The sequence below is a fragment of the Novosphingobium silvae genome, from assembly GCF_009856825.1.
GTDB lineage: Bacteria > Pseudomonadota > Alphaproteobacteria > Sphingomonadales > Sphingomonadaceae > Novosphingobium > Novosphingobium silvae.
Map to the genome: position 1 here is coordinate 407246 of NZ_WVTD01000001.1, position 22109 is coordinate 429354.

The window sequence follows — 22109 nt, forward strand, 5'->3', positions numbered from 1 at the left end:
GCTGGTCATGCCTCAACTCAGACATCCGGAGGAAGAGCGGGTCTGGTGCAGGCTGTCGGCCGTTTAGCTGAAACGACCTGACACGAGGAACGCTAGATCCCAGAAAATCGTGCCCTTCGAGATCAGGCGCTCGTCATCGATGCGCTGGGCGAGTGAGTCTAGATCGACATCATCTTCGCTGGCGACGCCGTGCTCCATCATGCGAGGAAGCATGACCCGCACCAATGTCGGCAGGAAAGAATCCTCCCACGCCTGGATGAGCACGCCTTCGCTCCGCGCATGCTCTATAACGGTGCCGACCGAGTGAACCAGATCCGCCAAACGATACCCTAAGGTGACGTCACCGCCCTCGGCCGTAATCGTGTCCCAGACCAAACCGTACCATCGCCGATGCACCGGCAGATCGCTTAACCCGGCCGGAAGATCAGCGCGCGCATGCTCCTGAAAGGCCATGATCGCACCAGGGTTAGCCAAACGTGCAAGCCGCGCCAGCGTTTCAGCCGCATCTGGAAGGTACATCAACACACGGCGGCCAACGATTGCGTCAAAAAGGCCTAGTTCCGGTAGATCGCGGCTTAGATCGGCTCGTTGGTAGCGGATCGAGGCGCTCAGCGGATCAGGTTGGATGGCGCGTGCCGAAACCAGTGCTTCTTCGCTGCTGTCAATGCCGACGACCTCGCCCCCGCGGCCGACCAGTGAGGCCATAGCGCGGGTGAGATCGCCGTTGGCGCAACCTACATCAAGCACGCGCATGCCCGGGTTGATGCCTATGTGGGGAAAGAACCGGGCGCTGGGTGCGTTGGCCGGATTAGCGGGCGTCGGCTTCCAATGAGACATTATCACACGATAAAGCATGAGCCTGAGGTGGGCAAGTCATCTGCCTCTCCATAGAGCAAACTGGCTACGATCCACGCATTCACGCTGCTGGTCGGAAGTGCTTTGCAAGGAAGGATGGGTCACGCGGAGACGCGGAGGTGTAGCTTTTAAGGTGATCCCGTCTTTTCTTTCAATGTTGCGGTTGTCACCAAGTTTGCAGGGGCAGAAACAGGCCGCGGCCTCGTGTACATCTCTGCGCCTCTGCGTCTCCGCATGACCCAATTTTTCCGTTGCCTGGCAAGAAGCATTGAGCGGGACACTTGCCCTTGCGGGGTGACGCGACGGGATTCTTATTGACGCCGCCCCTCACCCGCCGGACCGGGGAGCGCATCGTCCATCTCGTAGTGGCTCAGCGTGCCGCGCAAGGTCAGGTCACCGAAGGCTGCGCGGAATCTGGCGAAGGCTTCGAGGCCGCGCGCATCTTCGTGCGCCTCCATCGAGGTCCAGACCACGTTGAAGGTGAACTTCTCGGGGTTTTCCACCCCACGTCCGAAGCAGGCGGAGACCACGCCGTCGCAGGCGGCGAGGTCAGCCATGCCGTGCCTGCGGATGGCCGCTGCAAACTCGTCCCCGGCACCGGAGCGCACTTCGATCTCGGCGATTTCCAGCAGCATGCACGTTCCTCTTGCGCTGCGAAAGGAACCCACGCCGGGCGCCTGCGTCAAGTAGCGCGCCAAGTCATCGCATCGGCGGCTGTTACACGTGGAGCATTGCACAAACAAAAGGGGCGCACCTTTCGGCACGCCCCTCTTCCTGCAAGGGAACTGATATTTGCATGCGGTCTGGCTCAGCGCGGCAGATCGCTCCTGCCCATCAGCGCTTCATCGACCGAGCGGGCGCACTGGCGGCCTTCGCGGATCGCCCAGACGACCAGCGACTGGCCCCGGCGCATGTCCCCGCACGACCAGATCCTGTCGTCGCTGGTGCGGTATTCGAAGACGTTCGCCTTGACGTTGCCGCGCGGATCCAGCTCCACGCCCGACTGGTCGAGCATGCCGGCCTTGCGAGGGCCGAGGAAGCCCATGGCGAGGAAGATGAGGTCGGCCTTCAGCGTGAACTCGCTGCCGGGCACTTCCTGCATCTTGCCGTCGATCCACTCGACGCGAACGCATTCCAGGCCCTTGACGTCGTTGTCGCCGATGACGCGCTTGGTCAGCACAGCCCAATCGCGGTCCGCGCCTTCCTCGTGGCTGGAGGAGGTACGCAGCTTGAGCGGCCAGAATGGCCACGACATTGCCTTGTCTTCCTTCTCGGGCGGCTTGGGCATGATTTCAAGCTGAGTGACCGAAGCCGCGCCCTGGCGGTTCGAAGTGCCTACGCAGTCCGAACCGGTGTCGCCGCCGCCGATGACGATGACGTGCTTGCCGGTGGCCGAAAGCGTGCCGCGGGGCGCCGCGCGCACCTCGTCGTCGCCCGCGTTGCGCTTGTTCTGCTGCGTCAGGAACTCCATCGCGAAGCGCACGCCCGGCAGTTCGAAGCCCGGGATCGCGAGCGGGCGCGGGTCCTCGGCGCCGCCGGCGAAGACCACCGCGTCGAAGTTCTCCTTGAGCGAGGCGACCGATACGGTGACGCCCACCTCGGTGGACGTTTTGAACTCCACGCCTTCCGCCATCATCTGCACCAGACGGCGGTTGATGAGGTGCTTCTCCAGCTTGAAGTCGGGGATGCCGTAGCGCATCAGCCCGCCCACGCGGTCGTTCTTCTCGAAAACGGTGACCGCGTGCCCTGCGCGCGCGAGTTGCTGCGCGCAGGCCATTCCCGCCGGGCCCGAGCCCACGACCGCGACCGACTTGCCGGTGCGGCGCTTCGCCGGCTGCGGGGTGATCCACCCCTCGGCCCAGCCCTTGTCGACGATGGCGCATTCGATCGACTTGATCGTCACCGGCTCGTCGATGATGTTCAGCGTGCAGGCCGCCTCGCACGGCGCGGGGCAGATGCGGCCGGTGAACTCGGGGAAGTTGTTGGTCGAGTGGAGGACTTCCAGGGCGTTGCGGAAGTCGTCCTCGTAGACCAGGTGGTTCCAGTCCGGGATGATGTTGTTCACCGGACAGCCGGTGTGGCAGTGCGGCACGCCGCAGTTCATGCAGCGCGAGGCCTGGTCCTTCAGCGCCTGCGGCGCGAGCGGGACGACGAACTCGTTGTAGTTCTTCAGCCGTTCCTCGACCGGACCATACGTGCGGTCCTGGCGGTCGAGTTCGAGAAAGCCGGTTTCCTTACCCATCTTATTGCAATCCTGAATTATTCTGCTGCGACCGAGGCGGCTTCGAGGCGCTCGGCCTCCTGCTGGCGCAGAGCCTTGGCATAGTCGCGCGGCATCACCTTGACGAACTTGCCCAGCGCGTTTGACCAGTCGTCGAGCAGCGCACGGGCCCGCTTCGAGCCGGTGTGCAGGTGGTGGCGTTCGAGCAGGATGCGCAGGCGCTCCGCGTCGTGGCGCAGCATGTCGCCCATGCCGAGGTCGGTGACCGAGGCGGTGCGCTGCTGCGGACGGCCCCACGAACTTTCGACCGCGCCTTCATCCTCGTCGGCCTGCGCCGTCACCGGCAGCAGCTCGACCATCGAGGGGTTCACCAGCTTCGCGAACTGGCCATCCTCGTCGTAGACGTAGGCGACGCCGCCCGACATGCCCGCCGCGAAGTTCCGGCCGGTCTTGCCCAGCACCGTCACGACGCCGCCGGTCATGTATTCGCAGCCATGGTCGCCGCAGCCCTCGACCACCGCGATCGCGCCCGAATTGCGCACGGCGAAACGTTCGCCCGCGACGCCGTTGAAGAACGCCTCGCCCGAGATCGCGCCGTAGAGCACCGTATTGCCGACGATGATGTTCTTCGTCGGGTCGCGATCGACATGGCCGGGCTGGCGCACGATCACGCGGCCGCCTGAGAGGCCCTTGCCCACGTAGTCGTTGGCATCGCCGGTCAGGTCGAGCGTGACGCCATGGGCGAGCCAGGCGGCGAAGCTCTGGCCGGCAACGCCGGTGAGCTTCACGTTGATCGTGTTGTCCGGCAGGCCGGCGTGGCCGTACCTGCGCGCCACCTCGCCCGAGAGCATCGCGCCGACCGTGCGGTTGACGTTGATGATCGGCTTTTCGATCCGCACCGCCTCGCGGCGCTCCAGTGCATCGCCTGCCGCCTCAATCAGCGCGTTGTCCAGCGCGTTCTCGAGGCCGTGATCCTGCACCTGCGACCAGTTGAGCGACGGGCTGTCGCCCAGCGGCGCCTTGTAGAGCAGCTTCGAGAGATCGACGCCCTTCGCCTTCCAGTGCGAGATCGCCTTCTTCATGTCGAGGCGGTCCACCCGGCCCACCATCTCGGGCACGGTGCGGAAACCAAGCTCGGCCATGATCGCGCGCAGTTCCTCAGCGACGAAGAAGAAGTAGTTGATCACGTGCTCGGGCTGGCCGGTGAAGCGGCCGCGCAGGACGGGATCCTGCGTCGCCACGCCGACCGGGCAGGTGTTGAGGTGGCACTTGCGCATCATGATGCAGCCGGCCGCGATGAGCGGGGCGGTGGCGAAGCCGAACTCGTCCGCGCCCAGCAGCGCGGCAACCGCCACGTCGCGCCCGGTGCGAAGGCCGCCGTCGGCCTGCACCACCACGCGGCTGCGCAGGTTGTTGAGCAGCAGGGTCTGCTGGGTCTCGGCAAGGCCGATCTCCCAGGGCGAGCCTGCGTGCGTCAGCGAGGTCAGCGGCGATGCACCCGTGCCGCCTTCGTAGCCGGCGATCGTGATGTGGTCGGCCCGCGCCTTGGAGACGCCCGCGGCAACCGTGCCAACGCCCACCTCGGACACCAGCTTGACCGAGACGCGCGCCTTGGGGTTCACGTTCTTGAGGTCGTGGATGAGCTGCGCGATGTCCTCGATCGAGTAGATGTCGTGATGCGGGGGCGGGCTGATGAGGCCCACGCCCGGCGTCGAGTGACGGGTGGCGCCGATGGTCTTGTCGACCTTGTCACCGGGCAGCTGGCCGCCTTCGCCGGGCTTTGCGCCCTGCGCCATCTTGATCTGGATGTCGTCCGCGTTGACGAGGTACTCGGTGGTGACGCCGAAGCGGCCGGAGGCGACCTGCTTGATCGACGAACGCATCGTGTCGCCGTTGGGCAGGGGCTTGAAGCGACGGGGATCCTCGCCGCCTTCGCCCGTGTTCGACTTGCCGCCGATGCGGTTCATCGCCAGCGCCAGCGTGGTGTGCGCTTCCCACGAGATCGACCCGTAGCTCATCGCACCGGTGGCGAAGCGCTTGACGATCTCGCTCGCCGGCTCGACCTCGTCGATCGGGATCGACTGGCCGTGCACGAAGTCCATCAGGCCCCGGATCGTGAGCATGCGCTCCGACTGGTCGTTGATGGTCTGCGCGAACTCCCGGTACTTTTCAGGCACGTTGCCGCGCACGGCGTGCTGGAGCAGGCCGATGTTGGTGCTGGTCCAGGCGTGCTCCTCGCCGCGCACGCGCGCGCCGTAGATACCGCCCACGTCGAGCATGTTCTTGTAGACCGGGTTGTCGCCGTAGGCGGCCGCATGGCGGCGCACGGTCTCTTCCGCGATCTCGGCAAGGCCCGCGCCCTCGATGGTGGTGGCGGTGCCGGTGAAGTACTTCTCGACGAAGGCGGTGGACAGGCCGACCGCGTCGAAGATCTGCGCGCCGCAGTACGACTGGTAGGTCGAGATGCCCATCTTGGACATGACCTTCCGAATGCCCTTGCCGATGGCGTAGACGTAGTTCTTCGCCGCCTGCTCGGCCGTGACCGGCAGGTTCTTGCGCACGCGGATCGCCTCGATCGTCTCGAGCGCGAGGTAAGGGTTGATCGCTTCCGCGCCATAGCCGGCCAGCGCGCAGAAGTGGTGCACTTCGCGCGCCTCGCCGGTTTCCACGACGAGGCCGGTCTGCATGCGCAGGCCCTGCCGGACGAGGTGATGGTGGACGGCCGCCGTTGCCAGCAGCGCCGGCATCGGGATGCGGTCCGGACCTTGCGCGCGGTCGGACAGGATCAGGATGTTCTTGTCTGCCAGCACGGCCTCGGTCGCGGCCCAGCACATCTCGCGGATGGCCATCTCCAGGCCCTCGGCGCCCGATGCGGCGTCCCAGGTCATGTCGATGGTGCCGGTGCGGAACGCGCCGTCGAGCGCGGCTTCCACCGAGCGGATCTTGGCGAGGCCAAGGTCGGTCAGGATCGGCTGGCTGGCTTCCAGGCGCTTGTGGGTGCCGGCATCATGGCCAAGCAGGTTCGGGCGCGGGCCGATCATGGTGACGAGGCTCATCACCAGTTCCTCGCGGATCGGATCGATCGGCGGGTTGGTGACCTGCGCGAAGTTCTGCTTGAAGTAGTCGTACAGCAGGCGCGACTTCGACGAGAGGACCGGAATCGGCGTGTCGGTTCCCATGGAGCCGAGCGGATCGTCCGCCATCAGCGCCATCGGTTCGAGGAAGCGCGAGACGTCCTCCTGCGTGTAGCCGAAGGCCTGCTGGCGATCGAGCAGCGTGCCGGTGGGCTGGGGCAGCTCGGCCAGTTCCGGCTCGATCACGTCGAGGTCGGCCAGCTTGTACTGCGCCTGGTCGAGCCACTTTTCATAGGGCTCGGCCTCGGCCAGCTTGGTCTTGATCTCCTCGTCCTCGATGATGCGGCCTTCCTCGAAGTCGATCAGCAGCATGCGGCCGGGCTGGAGACGCCACTTGCGCACGATGTTGTCTTCCTTGATCGGAAGGACGCCGCTTTCCGACGCCATGACGCACAGGTCGTCGTCGGTGACGAGGAAGCGCGCGGGGCGCAGGCCGTTGCGGTCCAGCGTGGCGCCGATCTGGCGGCCATCGGTGAAGGCGACGGCGGCGGGGCCGTCCCACGGCTCCATCAGCGCGGCGTGGTATTCGTAGAACGCACGGCGCTCGGCCGTCATCAGCGGGTTGCCGGTCCACGCCTCGGGGATAAGGATCATCATCGCGTGGGCAAGGCTGTACCCGCCCGCGAGCAGCAGTTCGAACGCGTTGTCGAGGCAGGCGGTGTCCGATTGGCCGTGCGGGATCAGCGGCCACATCTTGTCGAGGTCGGCGCCGAGCAGTTCCGATTCCATCGTGCGGCGGCGCGCGTTCATCCAGTTCACGTTGCCGCGAACGGTGTTGATCTCGCCGTTGTGCGCCATGAAGCGGAACGGATGCGCCAGCTTCCAGCTCGGGAAAGTGTTGGTCGAGAAGCGCTGGTGCACGAGGCCGAGCGCCGAGACGAACTCGGGGTTGCGCAGGTCGTCGTAGAACGAGCCGACCTGGGTCGCCAGCAGCAGGCCCTTGTAGACAATCGTGCGGCTCGAGAAGCTCGGCATGTAGAGCTCCTTGAGGCCCGGCATTCCGTGCTTTTCCGCGAGCGCTGCCAGCGGATTCTGCGTCTGCTTGCGGATCGCCAGGATCTTGCGCTCGAAAGCGTCCTGGTCGGCGCAGTTGTCGCCGCGGCCGACGAGGCACTGGCGGATTACCGGCATCGATTCGAGCACGGTCTTGCCGAGCCCGTCGATCGTGACCGGCACGTCGCGCCAGCCGACCAGGGTCTGGCCTTCCTTCTTGATGAACTTCTCGAAGATCGAGACGATCATCTCGCGCGCAGGCTCGTCCTGCGGCAGGAAGCACATGGCGACCGCATAGTCGCCCGGTTGCGGCAGATCGAGGCCCCGGGCAGTGGCCCAGGTGCGCAGCAGCTGGTCGGGAAGCTGGGTCAGGATGCCCGCGCCGTCGCCCAGCAGCGGGTCGGCACCCACCGCTCCGCGATGATCGATGTTTTTCAGGATCTCCAGCGCCTGGGTAATGATCGCATGCGTTTTCTGGCCCTTGATATGGGCTACGAAGCCCACACCGCAGGAATCGTGTTCGTTACGCGCGTCATAGAGGCCCTGGGGCTTAGGAAATCCCATCGATAAAAACCCATCCTGTCACATTTTTTGACCGGGGCGCACTGGCAAGCCTGCGGAAGCGCACGAATCGTGCACCGACCCCACGCGGCATAGTGTCCCCACGGTCCCCATGACGATTGAGAGACCGTTTTGCAACCGCGATGAGGACCCTTGCGCAGGATTGCACGCGTGAACCCCCGTTTCTGCGGCATTTTATTATCAGAAAACCCCGCCCAGGTAATCGCCGGGCGGGGTTTTCAGCATTTTTCGAACTCGGGGGAACGCGGAAGGGCGGCTTCAGGCGGCTCCGCTCATGCGCTGGAGAGTGGCGAGCGCTGCACGAAGCGCGCGTTCCGTCGCTTCCGGGCTGGAGGCATCGGGCCGCGTTCCGGGCGCGTCGAACAGCCTTTCCTCACCGTCCGAAGCCGTATCCGCCGACTGCGCGGGAGGCGATGCCAGCGTGGGGCGGGCGAAAGACGTTTGGTGAGCCATCTGCTCGCCATCGGCGTCGTCCTGCACCGCGCGGGGCCAATGCGACGCCTCGGCCTCTTCGCCCTCGTCCGCAGGCAGGGGTTCGGGCTCCGCAAAGCGGATCGCCCGCGCCATGTTGCGGCGTGCACCGGCCTGGCGCGAGAGGTTGAGCAGTGAGGAATAGCCCTGCTGCAGCGCGGTTTCCTCGTCATCCTCCTGCTCGGCGTCCGTGTCGAGGAAGGGGCTCGTCGGGAACGAGGCTGCCGAGAAAGGTGGGGCCGAGAAAGGCGGGGCGGCGAAGGGGGGACTATCCACCGCCGTCAGACCGATGTGGCGCGGCGGGACGTAGCCGGGGAGCGAGCCCTCGACCTCGGCCTCTTCGCCGAAGGACAAGGGCCGAAGCGCCTGCGGCACCGGCGAAGGCTCGGCAAGGGCGGTCTCGCCGCCGCCGTGGGGCGAGACATCGATGGTGCCCTGCGCATCCTCGGGACTGTCGACGACGGGCACAAGGAACGGGGCGGGAGCGGCGAACGGCGCAGGGGCAAGCCGCTCGAAAGCGGGGGGTGCGTCGAAGGGCCGGGCTCCGGAAGCGGCACTCTCCCCGGCGGGCGACACCTCGCGCAGCGGCGTGAACTCGGCCGACACGACGGGCGGAGCCGGCACGCTGGGCGCAGCCGTCTCGGCAACGCGGCGGGCCCGCTCGCGGCGCTCTGCCATGGCGAGGGCCAGGCGCTCGAGCAGTTCGACCGGCGAGAGGTCCTGAAGGTCGGCCTCCGCGATGCGGCGCGCTGCGGTCGCCTCTGCGGTCGCCTCTGCGGTTGGGCGAGCCTCGAAAGCGCGTTGCGTATCCTTGCGGGTCGATACGGCCGACATATGTTCGGGCGCTGCGGCGTCGGAGGCGTCTGCGCGCGGCGGCTCGGCGGCGGCCGAACCAATGGACTGCAGGCGCGGAAGCAGCTTGAAGCCGGGACCTGCCTGATCGTCGCTCCGCGCAATCGCGTCCTGCCCGATCCCGGCCTGATCTAACTGGGCCTGGAAAATCTGCTGGAAACCGCGCTCGCCTTCCGGGATCGAAGGGAGGACCGCGCCCTCGCCCGAAGGGGAGCCCGGTTCCGGCTCGCGCCACGCCGCCTCGGCATCGAGCCATGCGGGAAGGCTTGCCTGTGCCTCGTCCTCGTCGAGTTCGACAGCGGAGATGTGCGGGCGGAAGGCAGGCGCAGGCCTTTCAGCCTGATCGTCGCCTTGCAGGTCCGTTTCGCGGATGGACGCAGGGCCGTCCAGGTCATCGAGATCGAGATCCGCGACGTTCAGGATCTGCGGCTGCTCGGCCGCAGGCTCGTGGCGGGCCGGTTCGTGACGGGCAGGCTCGTGACGGGCAGGCTCGCGTTCGTCCGCATCGCGGGCCGCGGCCGGAGCCTGGGTCTCGTCCGTGGGGGCATCCTCGAGCGCGGCCAGCGCACGCTGGCGGCCCGGCATGCGCGAGCGGCGGGGTGCCTCGCCCTCTTCAAAGTCGAAATCAGCGGACGATCCCGGCGCCTGCGCGCTGCCGCTTGCCGGGCGGGCGAAGCGGCGGGCCGCCAGGAAGCCGGCGATGGCGCCCAGCGTTGTGGCGGCAAGAGCGAGAAGGATCCGCGTGGTCGTGCCGAGCGGGGGTGCGGCCATCGGGACGATCCGGTCGATGCCGGTGGCAAGGACCAGTCGCTCGATCAAGGCGGGGCTGACGGCGATGCTGGCAAGGCCGAAGAACGCCCCGCCCCACAGCGCGACGATGGCCGGGAACAGCGGATGGCGACTGATCGGCTCTGCGCCTGCGTTCCTGCGTTTTTGGTCGGCCACGTAGATTACCTCGTCTTGTCGTGCTGCACGCGCGGCCCGTTTCAGGCGGCAACCCCGATCGCGTCTTCAGCAGCTTGTGGTGCCAGCATTTGGTAAATGAGAGGATAACGTGCCGCGTTGTACGCCCAGTCGTGCCGGGTTTCCACATGCTTGCGGCCGGCCCGGCGGAAGGCGTCCCACTCGCCGCGCCGCTCCAGCAGGTCGGCAAGCGCAGCGGCGCAGGCGGCTGCATCGTCGGGCGCGAAGAGGACGCCGGTCTCCCCATGGGTGACCAGTTCGCGGTGCCCTCCCACGTCGCTTGCCGCGACGAGCTTGCCCTGTGCCATCGCCTCCAGCGGCTTGAGCGGGGTCACAAGATCGGTCAGCCGGCTCTTCTTGCGGGGATAGGCCATGACGTCGCACAAGGCGTAGTAGCGGTCTACCTCGTGGTGCGGAACCCGCCCGATGAAGCGGATGGCCCGGGCCACAGGCGAGGCGGCGGCCTGGGCCCGCAGCGCTTCCTCGCGCGGGCCGCCGCCGACCATGAGCAGGCGCGCGGCCGGCTGGCGGGCGACGAGCCCGGGCATCGCGGCGATCAGCACGTCGAGCCCTTCGTAGTCGTAGAAGCTGCCGATGAAGCCGATCACCGGACCATCGAGACCCAGCTCGCGGGCAAGGCCTGCATCGCGCGGCAGGGGTGTGCCGAACAGGTCGAGATCGACGCCGTTAGGCATGACGGTGATCTTCTCCGCCGGTGTCCCGCGCGCAACCAGATCGCGGCGCAGCCCCTCGCAGATCGTGACCACGGCATCGGCGCGGCGGACCACCCGGCTTTCGAGCGCACGGACCAGCCGGTACTTGAGCGAGCCTTCACGGCCGGTGCCGTTGCCCACCGCCGCATCCTCCCAGAAGGCGCGGATCTCGTAGACGAGCGGAATGCCGTGCCGGCGCGCGACTCGCAGGGCCGCCTGTCCGCACAGCACCGGAGAATGGGCGTGGATGACATCGGGACGCCACTGCGCCACCACCTGCTCGATCCCCCGTTCGAACAGCCCGATCTCGCGCCATTCCCGGATACCGGGCAAGCCCGTGGCCTTCCCCGAGGTACGATGGAACAGGAGCCCGTCGTGTTCCTCCACCTGACCCTCGTCCGGATTGTAGCGCGGGCCGGTGACCGCCCGCACCTCGATCCCGAGTGCGGCCTGCGCCTTCAGGATCGCACGCGTGCGGAAAGTGTACCCACTGTGAATCGGCAGCGAGTGATCGAGCACGTGGAGGATGCGAAGGCTTCGTGTCATGGCGGGTTTCCTATGCTAGGAACGCTTAACGCGCCGTCAACCCGGCGCTGCTAACGCACTTGCCAGATGGTCGACATCCTCGCTCTTTCCCTGTCGCATGGACTGCTGCTGCTCGCCGCCTGGCGCCTGCTGCGGCGCCCGGAACTTGACGTCGAGATGCGGGATGTCCCGTCGCCAGCCGTGGACGCATCGCGGCCAGCCGCCCACCGCGAGGCACGCGGGGTGATGCGGATGCGTACAAAGGCGCAGCCGGCCCGCGAAATGCGAGTGCGGCGCGCTGATGGGTCGGTGGACAGCCAGACGGACGGGCAGCCCGGCGGCGGCGGCGATGCTTAACCTCGCGCTTACGGGTTTCTTCGCCAGCCTCATCGTGCTGGGCTTCAGGCGCCCCTTCATCTGGGTGCTGTGCTACCTCTATGTCGACATCGTCGCCCCGCAGATCATCTCGTGGGGATTCCTGACCCGCATGCCCACGTCGCTGATCGCGTTTGCGGCAGCGTTCCTGGGCTGGCTGGCCTTCGACGACAAGCGCGACGCCCGCTTCACCTGGCGGCAGGGCCTGCTGGGGGCGCTGCTGCTCTATTGCCTGGCCACCACCCTCTCGGCGGATTACCCCACCGAGGCGCTGAACAAGTGGTCGTGGGTATGGAAGGCGCTGGTCTTCGCCATGTTCCTTCCGCTGACCCTGCGCACGCGCCTGCGCATCGAGGCGGTGGCGCTGATCATGGTGCTTTCGGCAAGCGCGCTCATCATCGACGGCGGGATCAAGACCGCGACCGGCGGGGGCGGGTATGGAGCCTTGCGAATCTTTGTGGAGAACAACACCGGCCTTTACGAAGGCTCGATCCTCTCCTGCGTCGCCATCGCCATCATCCCTCTGGCGCTGTGGCTGGCGAGGCATGGCACGATCTTCCCGCCCGACTGGAGGGTGTGGACCTTCACCGCCGCGCTGATCTTCGCATGCGCGCTCATTCCCGTGGGCACGCAGGCGCGCACCGGCCTGATGTGCCTTGGCGTCCTGTGCGTGCTCTATCTGCGGACGGCTAGGCACCGCATTCTGATCTCGGCCGGAATGGCGCTCGCGATGATGATCGCGGTGCCGTTCCTGCCGCAGTCGTTCCTCGCGCGGATGGACACGATCGAGGATCACCAGGCCGACCAGTCGGCCAGCACCCGCCTTGGCGTGTGGAAGTGGACCATGGACTATGCCCGCGCCCATCCGTTCGGTGGCGGGTTCGAGGTCTACCTCTCCAGCCGGGTTTCCTACGACACGGTGACGACCCGCACGGAAGGGGGAACCTCCACCGTGACGCGCAGCAAGGTCGTGGAGGAAGGGCGCGCCTTCCACTCCAGCTACTTCGAGATGCTGGGCGAGCAGGGTTACCCGGGCCTTCTGCTGTGGCTGGTGCTCCAGGCTTCGGGACTGGTGCAGATGGAGATCGTCCGCCGCCGCTGGAAGCTGCGCACCGGCCCGGAGGAGGCATGGGCCGCGCCGCTGGCGAACGCGCTGCAGCTGGCGCATGTCGTCTACCTTGTCGGCTCGCTTTTCGTGGGCATCGCTTTCCAGCCCTTCATCCTGATGCTGATCGGCCTGCAGTGCGGCCTGTGGAGCTACCTGAAGCGAATCTCGCAGCCCGCGCCGCAGCCGCTTCGCCATCGCCCGCGCAGCCCGGTCAGGACTCCTGCGGCCTGACGGGCGACAAAAGCGTTTGCACTTTCTTTCGCGCAATCCTTAACATTAACCACCCGCCGCCGTTATCAGCTGAGATGGCGCGGACCGCGCGGCATCGCGCGAAGAGGACCTCGGAAGTCAACCTACGGAACATTCCTGCGTTTACGGCAAATTAACCTTTAACCATCAATGGTCATATGGTTAATACAGGGCAATGTCCGTAAACGGCGCTGGATCGCCGCCGGGGCATAAGGGGCAAGAAGGGACTATCGACCCATGCGAGTGCTGCTGATCGAGGATGAACCGACCACGGCCCGGGCTATCGAGCTCATGCTGACCGCGGAGGGCTTCAATGTCTATTCTACGGATCTGGGCGAAGAAGGCCTCGATCTGGGCAAGCTCTACGACTACGACATCATCCTTCTCGACCTGAACCTGCCCGACATGCACGGCTACGACGTGCTCAAGAAGCTGCGCGTCGCCAAGGTGCAGACGCCGGTCTTGATCCTGTCCGGCATCTCCGAGATGGACAGCAAGGTCCGCTCGTTCGGCTTCGGCGCCGACGACTACGTGACCAAGCCGTTCCACCGCGAAGAACTGATCGCCCGCATCCACGCCGTCGTGCGCCGCTCCAAGGGCCACTCGCAGTCGGTCATCCGCACCGGCAAGCTGGTGGTCAACCTCGACGCCAAGACCGTCGAGGTCGATGGCGCGCGCGTGCACCTGACGGGCAAGGAATACGCGATGCTGGAACTGCTCTCGCTGCGCAAGGGCACCACGCTGACCAAGGAAATGTTCCTCAACCACCTCTATGGCGGCATGGACGAGCCGGAGCTGAAGATCATCGACGTCTTCATCTGCAAGCTGCGCAAGAAGCTTGCCCATGCCTGCGGCGGCGCCAACTACATCGAGACGGTGTGGGGACGCGGCTATGTCCTTCGCGATCCGGACGAGGCCGCCGAGGCCGCCTGACCGATAACGGCAGGCGCTTCCTATTCAGGGAGCGCTTTCCACCGGCACGACCCTGCACCCCTTGCAGGACTGTAACGGCCGGGCTTCCCGCACCAGGGGAGCCCGGCCGTTGCATTTCGATCAGCCCGCAGGCGGGGGAGTGGCGGCTTCTTCTTCGGCGGCACCCTCGAACGTGTCGCCCTCGCCTTTCCAGGCGGGATCGCTGGCAATGCGCTCCACGATCCTGCGGGCATGTTCCGCGCCGCCGCCGCCGTGCGGGTTGTAGGCAACAGGCAACAGGATGGTGCGGGCATCCTCCCGCCGCCCGGCGCGCAGCAGCGCCTGGCCCAGGTTCATGCGTAGGCCGTGATCGAACGGCGCAAGCTGGCTCGCCCGGATCAGCCCGTCGAGCGCGAGTGGGGGCGGCTCCACCCCCTGCTCCGCGTAGCTGCGATAGAAGTAGACCAGCGGCAGCGGATGATCGTTCTCGATCCGGTTGAGCGCGATGAACGGCGCGCGCGCCGCCTTGTACGCGGCAGCCGCATCCGGCGCCTGGGCAGCGCGCCGCATCAGCGCATACCCCTTCTGGACATAGGCATCGACCTGCGTGCGATCGGCGGCGATAGCCCGGTCCGCAGCGGCGATGGCCTCGGCATCGTTGCCCGCATCGAACTCGCATTCGGCAAGCGCGGAGAGAACCGCCGGGTCGTCGGGGTAGCGCGCCGCGATTTCGCGGGCTTCCGCCAGCAGGGCGCTGGCCTCCTCCGGCGAGGAGACGCCCCGGCGCGAGCGGATGCGCACCGGCATGATCGCGCTTTCGCCCGCCGCAAGCGCCCGCACGGTGACGGCGCCCGCCGGCACCATGTCAGGTGTCAGCCGCACCGCCGCCATCCGGCTTTTCTTCAGGTACTTGCCAAGGTCCTTCTCCAGCACATCGAAGTCGCCGAAAGCCTGCGACGCCGCCTCGCGCTGTCCCTTCCCTGCGCGCAGCAGTTCGAAGTAGCGGGTAAGCTGGCCTTTGCGGGCCGGGTCGAAAGTCAGGTAATGGTACAAGAGCCAGCTCTTGCCGTAGAAGGCATCGTAGCTCTTGTTCTTCCGGCTTTCGTAGGCGGCGGGGTCGAGCAGGTCGGCCGCCTCGACATCCTTCGCGAAATAGAGTTCGCCCGCACGGTGCTGCGCGGGGCGTCCGAGCCAGATGCCGCCGTCCGCCTCGAACTTGCTCGAGGCGAAGAACTCGGCCGCGCCTTCGCTCGCCCAGCGCGGCATCGCCATCGGGTTGGACGAGATCAGGAAGTGGTGCGCATACTCGTGCAGCAGCACCACCATCGACCAGTTCGCCACCCCGTTCGCCGAAGTCACGGCAGGCACGATCGCCAGCGACCCGCCCGCGCGCGGCACGTAGAAGCCGCCCACGTACTTGCTGCCTTCGCCATAAAGCTCGCGCACCTTGCTTTCGCTTCGCACGACATAGACGGTCACCCGATTCGACGGGCTCGGCACCGGCGCCGTCGAGGAGAGGAGCAGCGCCATCCCGGAATGATAGCGCTCAAGCTGCTGCGAGAAGCGGGTGATGTCGCGCTGGCTGTCCTGCGCGTAGATGACGAAGTGTTCGCTCGACGCCTCGAGCCACGGCGCCTCGGCGCGTGCCGCGCGGGCGTTCGCGCCCACAAGAACCACGGCCGCAAGGGCCATCCATTTGATCGATCGCATCGGTGCCCCCCGAAACCGGTTTCCGGCAGACTAGCGCGCGAAGGGCGCGATGCAAGTTACACCGGGGTAATTCGCGGCGCCCGAGCAGGAGGCCGGGGTGTGTGCAGGAGCGGGGCGGCCGTCACGAAAAGGGGCCGGTGCATGGCACCGACCCCCGATTTTCTTTTCTCTGAAGAGGGACTTCGATCAACGCGCGGCGTTGACGTCGTCGGTCGTCACCGGAGTGATCTTGATCTCCACGCGGCGGTTGAGCGCGCGGCCTTCCACCGTGGTGTTGTCGGCCACCGGATAGTTCTTGCCCATGCCCTGCGTCTGGATGCGGGACGAGGACACGCCGCGGCTGATCAGGTAGCGTCCGACCGCATCCGCGCGGCGCTTCGACAAGTCCATGTTGTACGTGGCCGAGCCGGTCGAATCGGTGTGGCCGTAGACGTCGATCAGGCTGTTCGGATACTGGATCATCGACTGCGCGACCTTGTCCAGCGAGGCCTGGAACGAAGGGCTGATCACGGTCGAATCGACCGCGAAAGTGACGTCGGGCAGGTTCACGAGAATGCCATCGCCTTCCTGGCTGACGTCGATGCCCGAACCGGCGGTCTGCTCCTTCAGTTCCTTGATCTGCTTGTCCATCTGGTAGCCGACGACACCGCCCGCAACGCCGCCGATCCCAGCGCCGACTATGCGCGCGGTCTTGCCGCCGATGACGCTGCCCAGCAGATAGCCGAGGCCGGCGCCGCCCGCGCCGCCGATCGCGGTACGCGAGACCTTGCGCTCGCCCGTGTTGGGGTCGGTGACGCAGGCGGAAACGGAAACCAGCGCGAGTACCGCGGCTGCAGACGTGACGAGACGCGACTTGTTCATCGTGTGGCCCTTCTTCTTTGTGCCCTGTGAGGACATCTGTGTGCTGTAGTGACCATGAATGGCAAATGGATGATGCCCGCTCAACCCGTCCCGCCTGCATCTGTTCCCTGACAGCCCCGACGTTGCAATTTATTGCGCCCGATCACGAACGCTTCGCACGCGGCCGGAATTCTGCTAGCGGTGGGTCATTGTGACGCCCTTTCCCTGGACTGACCTCCTCATCATCGCCGGCCTGATCCTGCTCAACGGCTTGTTCTCGATGTCCGAACTGGCCATCGTCTCCGCGCGCCCGGCGCGCCTGCGCGGTCAGGCAGAGCGGGGGAGCCGAGCGGCGCAGACGGCGATGGACCTTGCGGCAGATCCCGGGCGCTTCCTCTCCACCGTTCAGATCGGCATCACGCTCATCGGCATCGTGGCAGGCGCTTATTCGGGCTCAAGCCTCGGCGGGCCGGTGGGCGAGCGTCTGGCGGCGCTGGGCGTGCCTGCCCGTTTTGCGGGAGAGGCCGGCTTCGCGCTCGTCATCATGGCGACGACTTATGCCAGCGTCGTGGTGGGCGAACTGGTGCCCAAGCAGCTGGCCCTGCGCATGGCCGAGCCGGTGGCGCTGATCATGGCGCGCCCGATGAGCCTGCTGGCGCGGGCCATGGGCCCCTTCGTGTGGCTGCTGGACCGCTCCTCCGCGCTGATCCTGCGGCTCTTCTCCATCCGCAGCGGCAATTCCGAGCAGCTGACGGCCGAGGAACTGCAGATGATCTTCGCCGAAGCCACTCGCACCGGCGTGATCGAGGAAGAGGAGCGCGCGATGATGACGGGCGTCCTGCGCCTGGCCGAGCGCCCCGTGCGCGAGCTGATGACCCCGCGCAACCAGATCGACTGGATCGACGTCGACGCCGACGGGGCCCAGCTGCGCGCCAAGATCGAAGCCTCGCCCCATTCGCTGCTGCCCGTGACCGGGCCAGGCGGACCGGACGACGTGGTCGGCATCCTCAAGGTGCGCGAAGTGCTCGCCTGCCTTGTCGCCGGTCGCCCGGTCGACGTGCGGGCGATGATGCGCAGGGCCGAGGTCATCCCCGACCAGCTCGACGCCATGGATGCCCTGCGCAAGCTGCAGACCGCCGAGGTCGCGATGGCGATGGTCCATGACGAGTATGGCCATCTGGAAGGCGTGGTCACGCCGTCCGACGTGCTGTCGGCGCTGGCAGGCACCTTCGTCGCCCACCAGGATGAGGGCGACGAGCCTCTCGTGGTGACGCGCGAGGACGGATCGCTGCTGGTCTCGGGCGCGATGCCGGCCGATTCGCTGGCCGACCGACTGGGCATGACGCTTCCCGACGACCGTGAGTTCGCGACGCTCGCCGGCTATGTCCTGGCCGTTCTCAAGAAGGTCCCGCACGAGGGCGAGCACTTCACCGAGCAGGGCTGGCGGTTCGAGGTCGTGGACATGGACGGTCTCAAGATCGACAAGATCCTGGTCAGCGCCGAAGCCGGCGAGCACGAGGGCGACGGGGTGAGCGGCGAAAGCTGAACCGGTATCGCCGGCCCGCCGGCTTAACGGGCCACCGGCACTCTGCCCGCACCAGCAGCAACGAAAAAGGCCGGGTGGAAGCCCGGCCTTTTCGCATCTCCGATGGAGCCTTGCGGCTTCCGGGAAGTCCCGGCGCTCAGGCGCCGCCGACGGAGGTCTGTGCGTCGCGCCCGTCACCTTCGGGAGCCGCCAGGATCGCGCGCGTCACCTGGCCCTTGGCGACCGTGTAGGTACCCGGATCGCCCACCGTCGAGCGGATCGCGGGGTCCGATGTTCCGGCAAGGCTCAGCGTCGACTTCTCGATCTCGCTGCGGGCCTGCGGGCCGCCGAACAGCGCGTCGAGCGTCTGCTGCTGCAGCGATTCGTCCGCAGGGCGCGGCTGGCCTTCCTTGGGCGGGCTCAGCGAAAAGTCGGGCGGCACCACCAGCGGCGTCTGGCGCTGCACCGCGAACTCGTCCGGACGGGTGCGGTCGAACAGCCCGGTGCTGCCGCAAGCCGACAACAGGACCGCTCCGGCCGTGACGAGAAGGAGAGCACCGGTTTTCTTCATGCGCATCAATTAACTCGCATTCTCTTGAGCCTCGTGGGCGGGTTGCGCCGCTTTCTCGGGCTTGTCGCGCGAAAGCAGGGATCGGGCAAGGATTATCAGGACGCCGATGGTGATCGCCGCATCGGCGAGATTGAAGATGAGAAACGGGCGGACGCTGCCGATGTGGAAGTCCGCATAGTCGATCACGTAGCCGACGGTATAGCGATCGCGGATGTTGCCCGCCGCGCCGCCCAGCACAAGCCCCAGCGCCACGATATCGGGCAGCTTGCGCTCGCGCAGGAGCCACACCAGCACGAACGCGGCGATCGCGCCCGTCATCGCCACCAGCGCCCAGCGTGCCTCGGGCGATCCGGCGGTGAACAGGCCCAGCGAAACGCCGAAGTTCTGTGTCCATGTCAGGTTGAAGAACGGCAGGACGTAGACCTGCTGGATCTCGTTCAGGCGAAGCCCGCCCACGACCCAGCTCTTGATGCCGACATCGAGAGCGAAGACCACCGCCGCGACCAGCAGCCCGATCAGGCGCTTGCGCCAGGGGTTCATGCCAGAGTCTCCACCACGTTCTCGCAGCGGTCGCACAAGTCGCCATCCTCCGTCACTTCGGGAAGATGGCGCCAGCAGCGGCCGCACTTGTGGTCGGTGGATGGAGTGACGCTCACCTCCGCGCCCTGCCCGCGCGTGACTGTCCCGGTGATGAACAGCTCGGAAAGGTCGGTCTCGGGCGCGGTTTCCGGCACGGTGACGAGCGCGGCAAGGCTGGAGCCGATGACCTTCTCGCGGCGCAGCGGCTCGATCGCCTCGGTCACCTTCTCGCGGAGGGCGCGAAGCTCCGCCCACTTGGCGCCGTCCGCTTCGACGGCGGGCACCTGCGGCCATTCCAGCAGGTGGACGCTGCCGCCCGCCTCGACATCGGCCGGATAGCGCGAGGCCCAGGTTTCCTCGGCAGTGAAGACGATCACCGGCGCGGCGTAGCGGATCAGTGCGTGGAACAGCACGTCCAGCACCGTGCGGTAGGCCCGGCGCTTCGGATCCGCAGGCGCATCGCAGTAGAGGCAGTCCTTGCGGATGTCGAAGAAGAAGGCCGAAAGATCCTCGTTGCAGAAATCCAGCAGCGAGCGCACGTAAGTGTTGAAGTCGAAGGTATCGACCGCTTCGCGCAGCGCGGTGTCCAGCTGCGCCAGCAGCGAGAGCACATAGCGCTCCAGCTCGGGCATCTGCTCCACCGGCAGGCGCCCGAATTCCTGGACTTCCTCCTCGAACCCGTCGAGCGCGCCCAACAGATAGCGCAGGGTGTTGCGCAGCTTGCGGTACTGGTCGGCCACGCCCTTGAGGATCTCGTCGCCGATGCGGTGGTCTTCGGTGAAATCGACACTGAGCGCCCAGAGGCGGATGATGTCGGCGCCGTTGGTCTCCATCACCTTTAGCGGGCTGATGGTGTTGCCCAGCGACTTCGACATCTTCATGCCCTTGGCGTCCATGGTGAAGCCGTGGGTCAGGATGGCCTTGTAGGGCGCATGGCCGCGCGTGGCGCAGCTTTCCAGCAGCGAGGACTGGAACCAGCCGCGATGCTGGTCGCTGCCTTCGAGGTAGAGGTCGGCCTTGGGGCCGTGATATCCTTCCGGCCTCAGCAGGTCCGGCCAGCGGCCCGATTCCATCACGAAGGCGTGGGTCGATCCCGAATCGAACCAGACGTCGAGAATGTCGGAGACGCGCTCGTAGTCCTGGGCATCGTAGTCGGGGCCGAGCAGGTCCTGCGCCGCTTCATCCGACCAGCCATCGACGCCGTTTGCGAGGATCGCTGCGCGGATGCGATCGTTCACCGCCTCGTCGACGAGGTACTCGCCGGTCTTGCGGTTCACGAACAGCGTGATCGGCACGCCCCAGGCGCGCTGGCGGGAAAGCACCCAGTCGGGCCGGCCCTCCACCATCGCGCCGATGCGATTGCGGCCCTTTTCGGGGACGAAGCGGGTGTCGGAGATGGCCTTGAGCGCCGCCTGCCGCAGCGTGGGCGCGGAGCAAAGCTCCTCTTCCACCGGATCGATCGCGCCGCCCTCGTTCTCCCAGCGGCGGTCGGCGGAGGACTTGGGCGAGATGTGCGTCATCGCCTTGTCCATCGGCACGAACCACTGCGGGGTGCAGCGGTAGATGACCTTGGCCTTCGAGCGCCACGAGTGCGGGTAGCTGTGCTTGTAGTCCGCCGAGGCGGCCAGCAGCGCGCCGGTTTCGCGCAGGTCCGTGCAGATCGGGCCGTCGGGCGCGTTGAACTTGGGGTTGATGACCGAGCCCTGCCCCGCCAGCCACGGCCAGTCCTCTCGGTACTTGCCGTCGGCCTCGACCACGAACTTGGGGTTGATGCCGTGGGCCTTGCACAGCTCGAAGTCGTCCTCGCCATGGTCGGGCGCCATGTGGACGAGGCCGGTGCCGCTGTCGGTGGTGACAAAATCGCCGGCGAGCAGCGGACGCGGCTCCGCGAAGAAGCCGCCCAGCGCGTGCATCGGGTGCCGCGCGAGAGTTCCGGCAAGGTCGGAGCCCTTGAAGGTGCCGAGCGCGTATTCGGCAAAGTCCGCATCGCCGATCATGTTCTCGGCGAGCGGACCAAGGCCGGTGCGCGCGAAGAACGCCTCGAGCAGCGGCACGGCGACGATGAAGCGCCGTCCGTCGTGCGCGCGGTAATGGTGGTACTCCACCTCAGGCCCATACGCCAAAGCCTGGTTCACCGGGATCGTCCAGGGCGTGGTCGTCCAGATCACGGCATGGGCGCCGACCAGTTCCGGCACAGCCGACTCGACGATCTCGAACGCCACGTCGATCTGGGTCGAGGTGATGTCCTCGTACTCGACCTCGGCTTCGGCCAGCGCGGTCTTTTCCACCGGCGACCACATCACCGGCTTGGCGCCGCGATAGAGCATCCCGTTCTCAGCGAATTTCAGCAGTTCGCCCACGATCGTGGCTTCGGCCTGGAAGTCCATCGTCAGGTACGGATTGTCCCAGTCGCCGTTGATGCCCAGCCGCTTCAACTGCTCGCGCTGGACGTTCACCCACCCTTGCGCATAGGTGCGGCACTCGGCGCGGAATTCCTGCGCCGGAACCTCGTCCTTGTTCTTTTTCTTCTTGCGGTACTCTTCCTCGACCTTCCACTCGATGGGCAGGCCGTGACAGTCCCAGCCGGGCACGTAAGGCGCGTCCTTGCCCAGCAGCGTCTGGGTGCGCACCACCATGTCCTTGAGGATGTGGTTCAGGGCGTGGCCGATGTGCATGTCGCCGTTGGCGTAGGGCGGGCCATCGTGCAGCACGAATTTCTCGCGGCCACGGCGGCTTTGCCGCGTCTTCTCGTAGATCTTCTCCGCCTGCCAGCGCGCAAGAATGCCCGGCTCCTTCTGCGGGAGCCCGGCTTTCATGGGGAAATCGGTCTTCGGCAGGAAGACGGTGCTGCGATAGTCACGCTGTTCGGTCATAAGGTCTCGCGCACTAGAACAATTGCGGGATCGTTGGAAGTGCGGCGATTTCGTCGCC

The 22109-nt window shown here is 66.5% G+C and carries 15 protein-coding genes; 4 read left to right on the top strand and 11 right to left on the bottom strand.

Annotated elements, in window-relative coordinates; translation table 11 throughout:
- Nucleotides 1–63 precede the first annotated feature (63 nt).
- From GR702_RS02010 to GR702_RS02035, 6 genes are all read right to left on the bottom strand, one after another.
- Nucleotides 64–855: a class I SAM-dependent methyltransferase gene (locus GR702_RS02010; protein WP_337192497.1), complete on the bottom strand. Its 792-nt coding sequence runs from the start codon at nt 853–855 to the stop codon at nt 64–66.
- Between the two features lie 311 nt (nt 856–1166).
- Nucleotides 1167–1490: a putative quinol monooxygenase gene (locus GR702_RS02015; RefSeq protein ID WP_160984264.1), complete on the bottom strand. Its 324-nt coding sequence runs from the start codon at nt 1488–1490 to the stop codon at nt 1167–1169.
- Between the two features lie 173 nt (nt 1491–1663).
- Nucleotides 1664–3097 (bottom strand): glutamate synthase subunit beta, encoded by a 1434-nt coding sequence (locus GR702_RS02020; RefSeq protein ID WP_160984265.1) that lies wholly within the window; start codon nt 3095–3097, stop codon nt 1664–1666.
- 17 nt (nt 3098–3114) lie between these two features.
- Entirely contained in the window at nt 3115–7767 is a 4653-nt protein-coding gene (gene gltB, locus GR702_RS02025) for a glutamate synthase large subunit (protein ID WP_160984266.1), read from the bottom strand.
- Between the two features lie 276 nt (nt 7768–8043).
- Nucleotides 8044–10053 carry a hypothetical protein gene (locus tag GR702_RS02030; protein ID WP_160984267.1) on the bottom strand — a complete coding sequence of 670 codons (2010 nt, stop codon included), beginning with the start codon at nt 10051–10053 and terminating at the stop codon, nt 8044–8046.
- A 41-nt stretch (nt 10054–10094) separates the two neighbouring features.
- A complete protein-coding gene (locus tag GR702_RS02035) occupies nt 10095–11330 on the bottom strand; it encodes a TIGR04063 family PEP-CTERM/XrtA system glycosyltransferase (protein WP_160984268.1) in 1236 nt (411 codons plus the stop codon).
- 66 nt (nt 11331–11396) lie between these two features.
- Here GR702_RS02035 and GR702_RS21980 point away from each other — a divergent pair, with 66 nt between their 5' ends.
- From GR702_RS21980 to ctrA, 3 genes are all read left to right on the top strand, one after another.
- The gene (locus GR702_RS21980; protein ID WP_202408026.1) at nt 11397–11666 is read left to right on the top strand and encodes a hypothetical protein; all 270 of its coding nucleotides are present in this window, start codon (nt 11397–11399) and stop codon (nt 11664–11666) included.
- Nucleotides 11659–13023: a putative O-glycosylation ligase, exosortase A system-associated gene (locus GR702_RS02040; RefSeq protein ID WP_160984269.1), complete on the top strand. Its 1365-nt coding sequence runs from the start codon at nt 11659–11661 to the stop codon at nt 13021–13023. The genes GR702_RS21980 and GR702_RS02040 overlap by 8 nt, the downstream gene beginning before the upstream one ends.
- 255 nt (nt 13024–13278) lie before the next feature.
- Nucleotides 13279–13974 carry a response regulator transcription factor CtrA gene (gene ctrA, locus GR702_RS02045; RefSeq protein WP_007688003.1) on the top strand — a complete coding sequence of 232 codons (696 nt, stop codon included), beginning with the start codon at nt 13279–13281 and terminating at the stop codon, nt 13972–13974.
- A 120-nt stretch (nt 13975–14094) separates the two neighbouring features.
- Here the strand turns inward: ctrA and GR702_RS02050 are convergent, their stop codons facing one another.
- Both GR702_RS02050 and GR702_RS02055 read right to left on the bottom strand, forming a co-directional pair.
- A complete protein-coding gene (locus GR702_RS02050; RefSeq protein WP_237449495.1) occupies nt 14095–15663 on the bottom strand; it encodes a DUF1570 domain-containing protein in 1569 nt (522 codons plus the stop codon).
- Nucleotides 15664–15849: 186 nt separating this feature from the next.
- Nucleotides 15850–16524, bottom strand: a complete 675-nt coding sequence (locus GR702_RS02055; RefSeq protein WP_160984270.1) for a YiaD family glycine zipper/OmpA-like lipoprotein — start codon at nt 16522–16524, stop codon at nt 15850–15852.
- Between the two features lie 190 nt (nt 16525–16714).
- Here GR702_RS02055 and GR702_RS02060 point away from each other — a divergent pair, with 190 nt between their 5' ends.
- Nucleotides 16715–18049, top strand: coding sequence for a CNNM domain-containing protein (locus GR702_RS02060; RefSeq protein WP_160984271.1), 1335 nt, complete (start codon nt 16715–16717; stop codon nt 18047–18049).
- Nucleotides 18050–18185: 136 nt separating this feature from the next.
- On the opposite strand, the gene GR702_RS02065 is transcribed toward GR702_RS02060, so the two are convergent.
- The 3 genes from GR702_RS02065 to ileS are packed head-to-tail and all read right to left on the bottom strand — an operon-like array spanning nt 18186 to nt 22051.
- Nucleotides 18186–18605, bottom strand: coding sequence for a DUF3035 domain-containing protein (locus GR702_RS02065; protein WP_160984272.1), 420 nt, complete (start codon nt 18603–18605; stop codon nt 18186–18188).
- A gap of 3 nt (nt 18606–18608) precedes the next feature.
- On the bottom strand, nt 18609–19139 hold the full coding sequence (gene lspA, locus GR702_RS02070) for a signal peptidase II (protein ID WP_160984273.1): 531 nt from the start codon (nt 19137–19139) through the stop codon (nt 18609–18611).
- Complete coding sequence (gene ileS, locus GR702_RS02075) at nt 19136–22051, bottom strand: isoleucine--tRNA ligase (protein WP_160984274.1); 2916 nt, start codon at nt 22049–22051, stop codon at nt 19136–19138. The genes lspA and ileS overlap by 4 nt, the downstream gene beginning before the upstream one ends.
- Nucleotides 22052–22109: the final 58 nt, after the last annotated feature.

Bases quoted from the DNA above. Each gene is read 5' to 3' on its own strand.
- GR702_RS02015 (WP_160984264.1), bottom strand. From the start codon at position 1,490: ATGCTGCTGGAAATCGCCGAGATCGAAGTGCGCTCCGGTGCCGGGGAC.
- GR702_RS21980 (WP_202408026.1), top strand. From the start codon at position 11,397: ATGGTCGACATCCTCGCTCTTTCCCTGTCGCATGGACTGCTGCTGCTC.
- GR702_RS02040 (WP_160984269.1), top strand. From the start codon at position 11,659: ATGCTTAACCTCGCGCTTACGGGTTTCTTCGCCAGCCTCATCGTGCTG.
- lspA (WP_160984273.1), bottom strand. From the start codon at position 19,139: ATGAACCCCTGGCGCAAGCGCCTGATCGGGCTGCTGGTCGCGGCGGTG.
- GR702_RS02035 (WP_160984268.1), bottom strand. From the start codon at position 11,330: ATGACACGAAGCCTTCGCATCCTCCACGTGCTCGATCACTCGCTGCCG.
- ileS (WP_160984274.1), bottom strand. From the start codon at position 22,051: ATGACCGAACAGCGTGACTATCGCAGCACCGTCTTCCTGCCGAAGACC.
- GR702_RS02010 (WP_337192497.1), bottom strand. From the start codon at position 855: ATGCTTTATCGTGTGATAATGTCTCATTGGAAGCCGACGCCCGCTAAT.
- GR702_RS02055 (WP_160984270.1), bottom strand. From the start codon at position 16,524: ATGAACAAGTCGCGTCTCGTCACGTCTGCAGCCGCGGTACTCGCGCTG.
- gltB (WP_160984266.1), bottom strand. From the start codon at position 7,767: ATGGGATTTCCTAAGCCCCAGGGCCTCTATGACGCGCGTAACGAACAC.
- GR702_RS02050 (WP_237449495.1), bottom strand. From the start codon at position 15,663: ATGCGATCGATCAAATGGATGGCCCTTGCGGCCGTGGTTCTTGTGGGC.
- GR702_RS02065 (WP_160984272.1), bottom strand. From the start codon at position 18,605: ATGCGCATGAAGAAAACCGGTGCTCTCCTTCTCGTCACGGCCGGAGCG.
- GR702_RS02020 (WP_160984265.1), bottom strand. From the start codon at position 3,097: ATGGGTAAGGAAACCGGCTTTCTCGAACTCGACCGCCAGGACCGCACG.
- ctrA (WP_007688003.1), top strand. From the start codon at position 13,279: ATGCGAGTGCTGCTGATCGAGGATGAACCGACCACGGCCCGGGCTATC.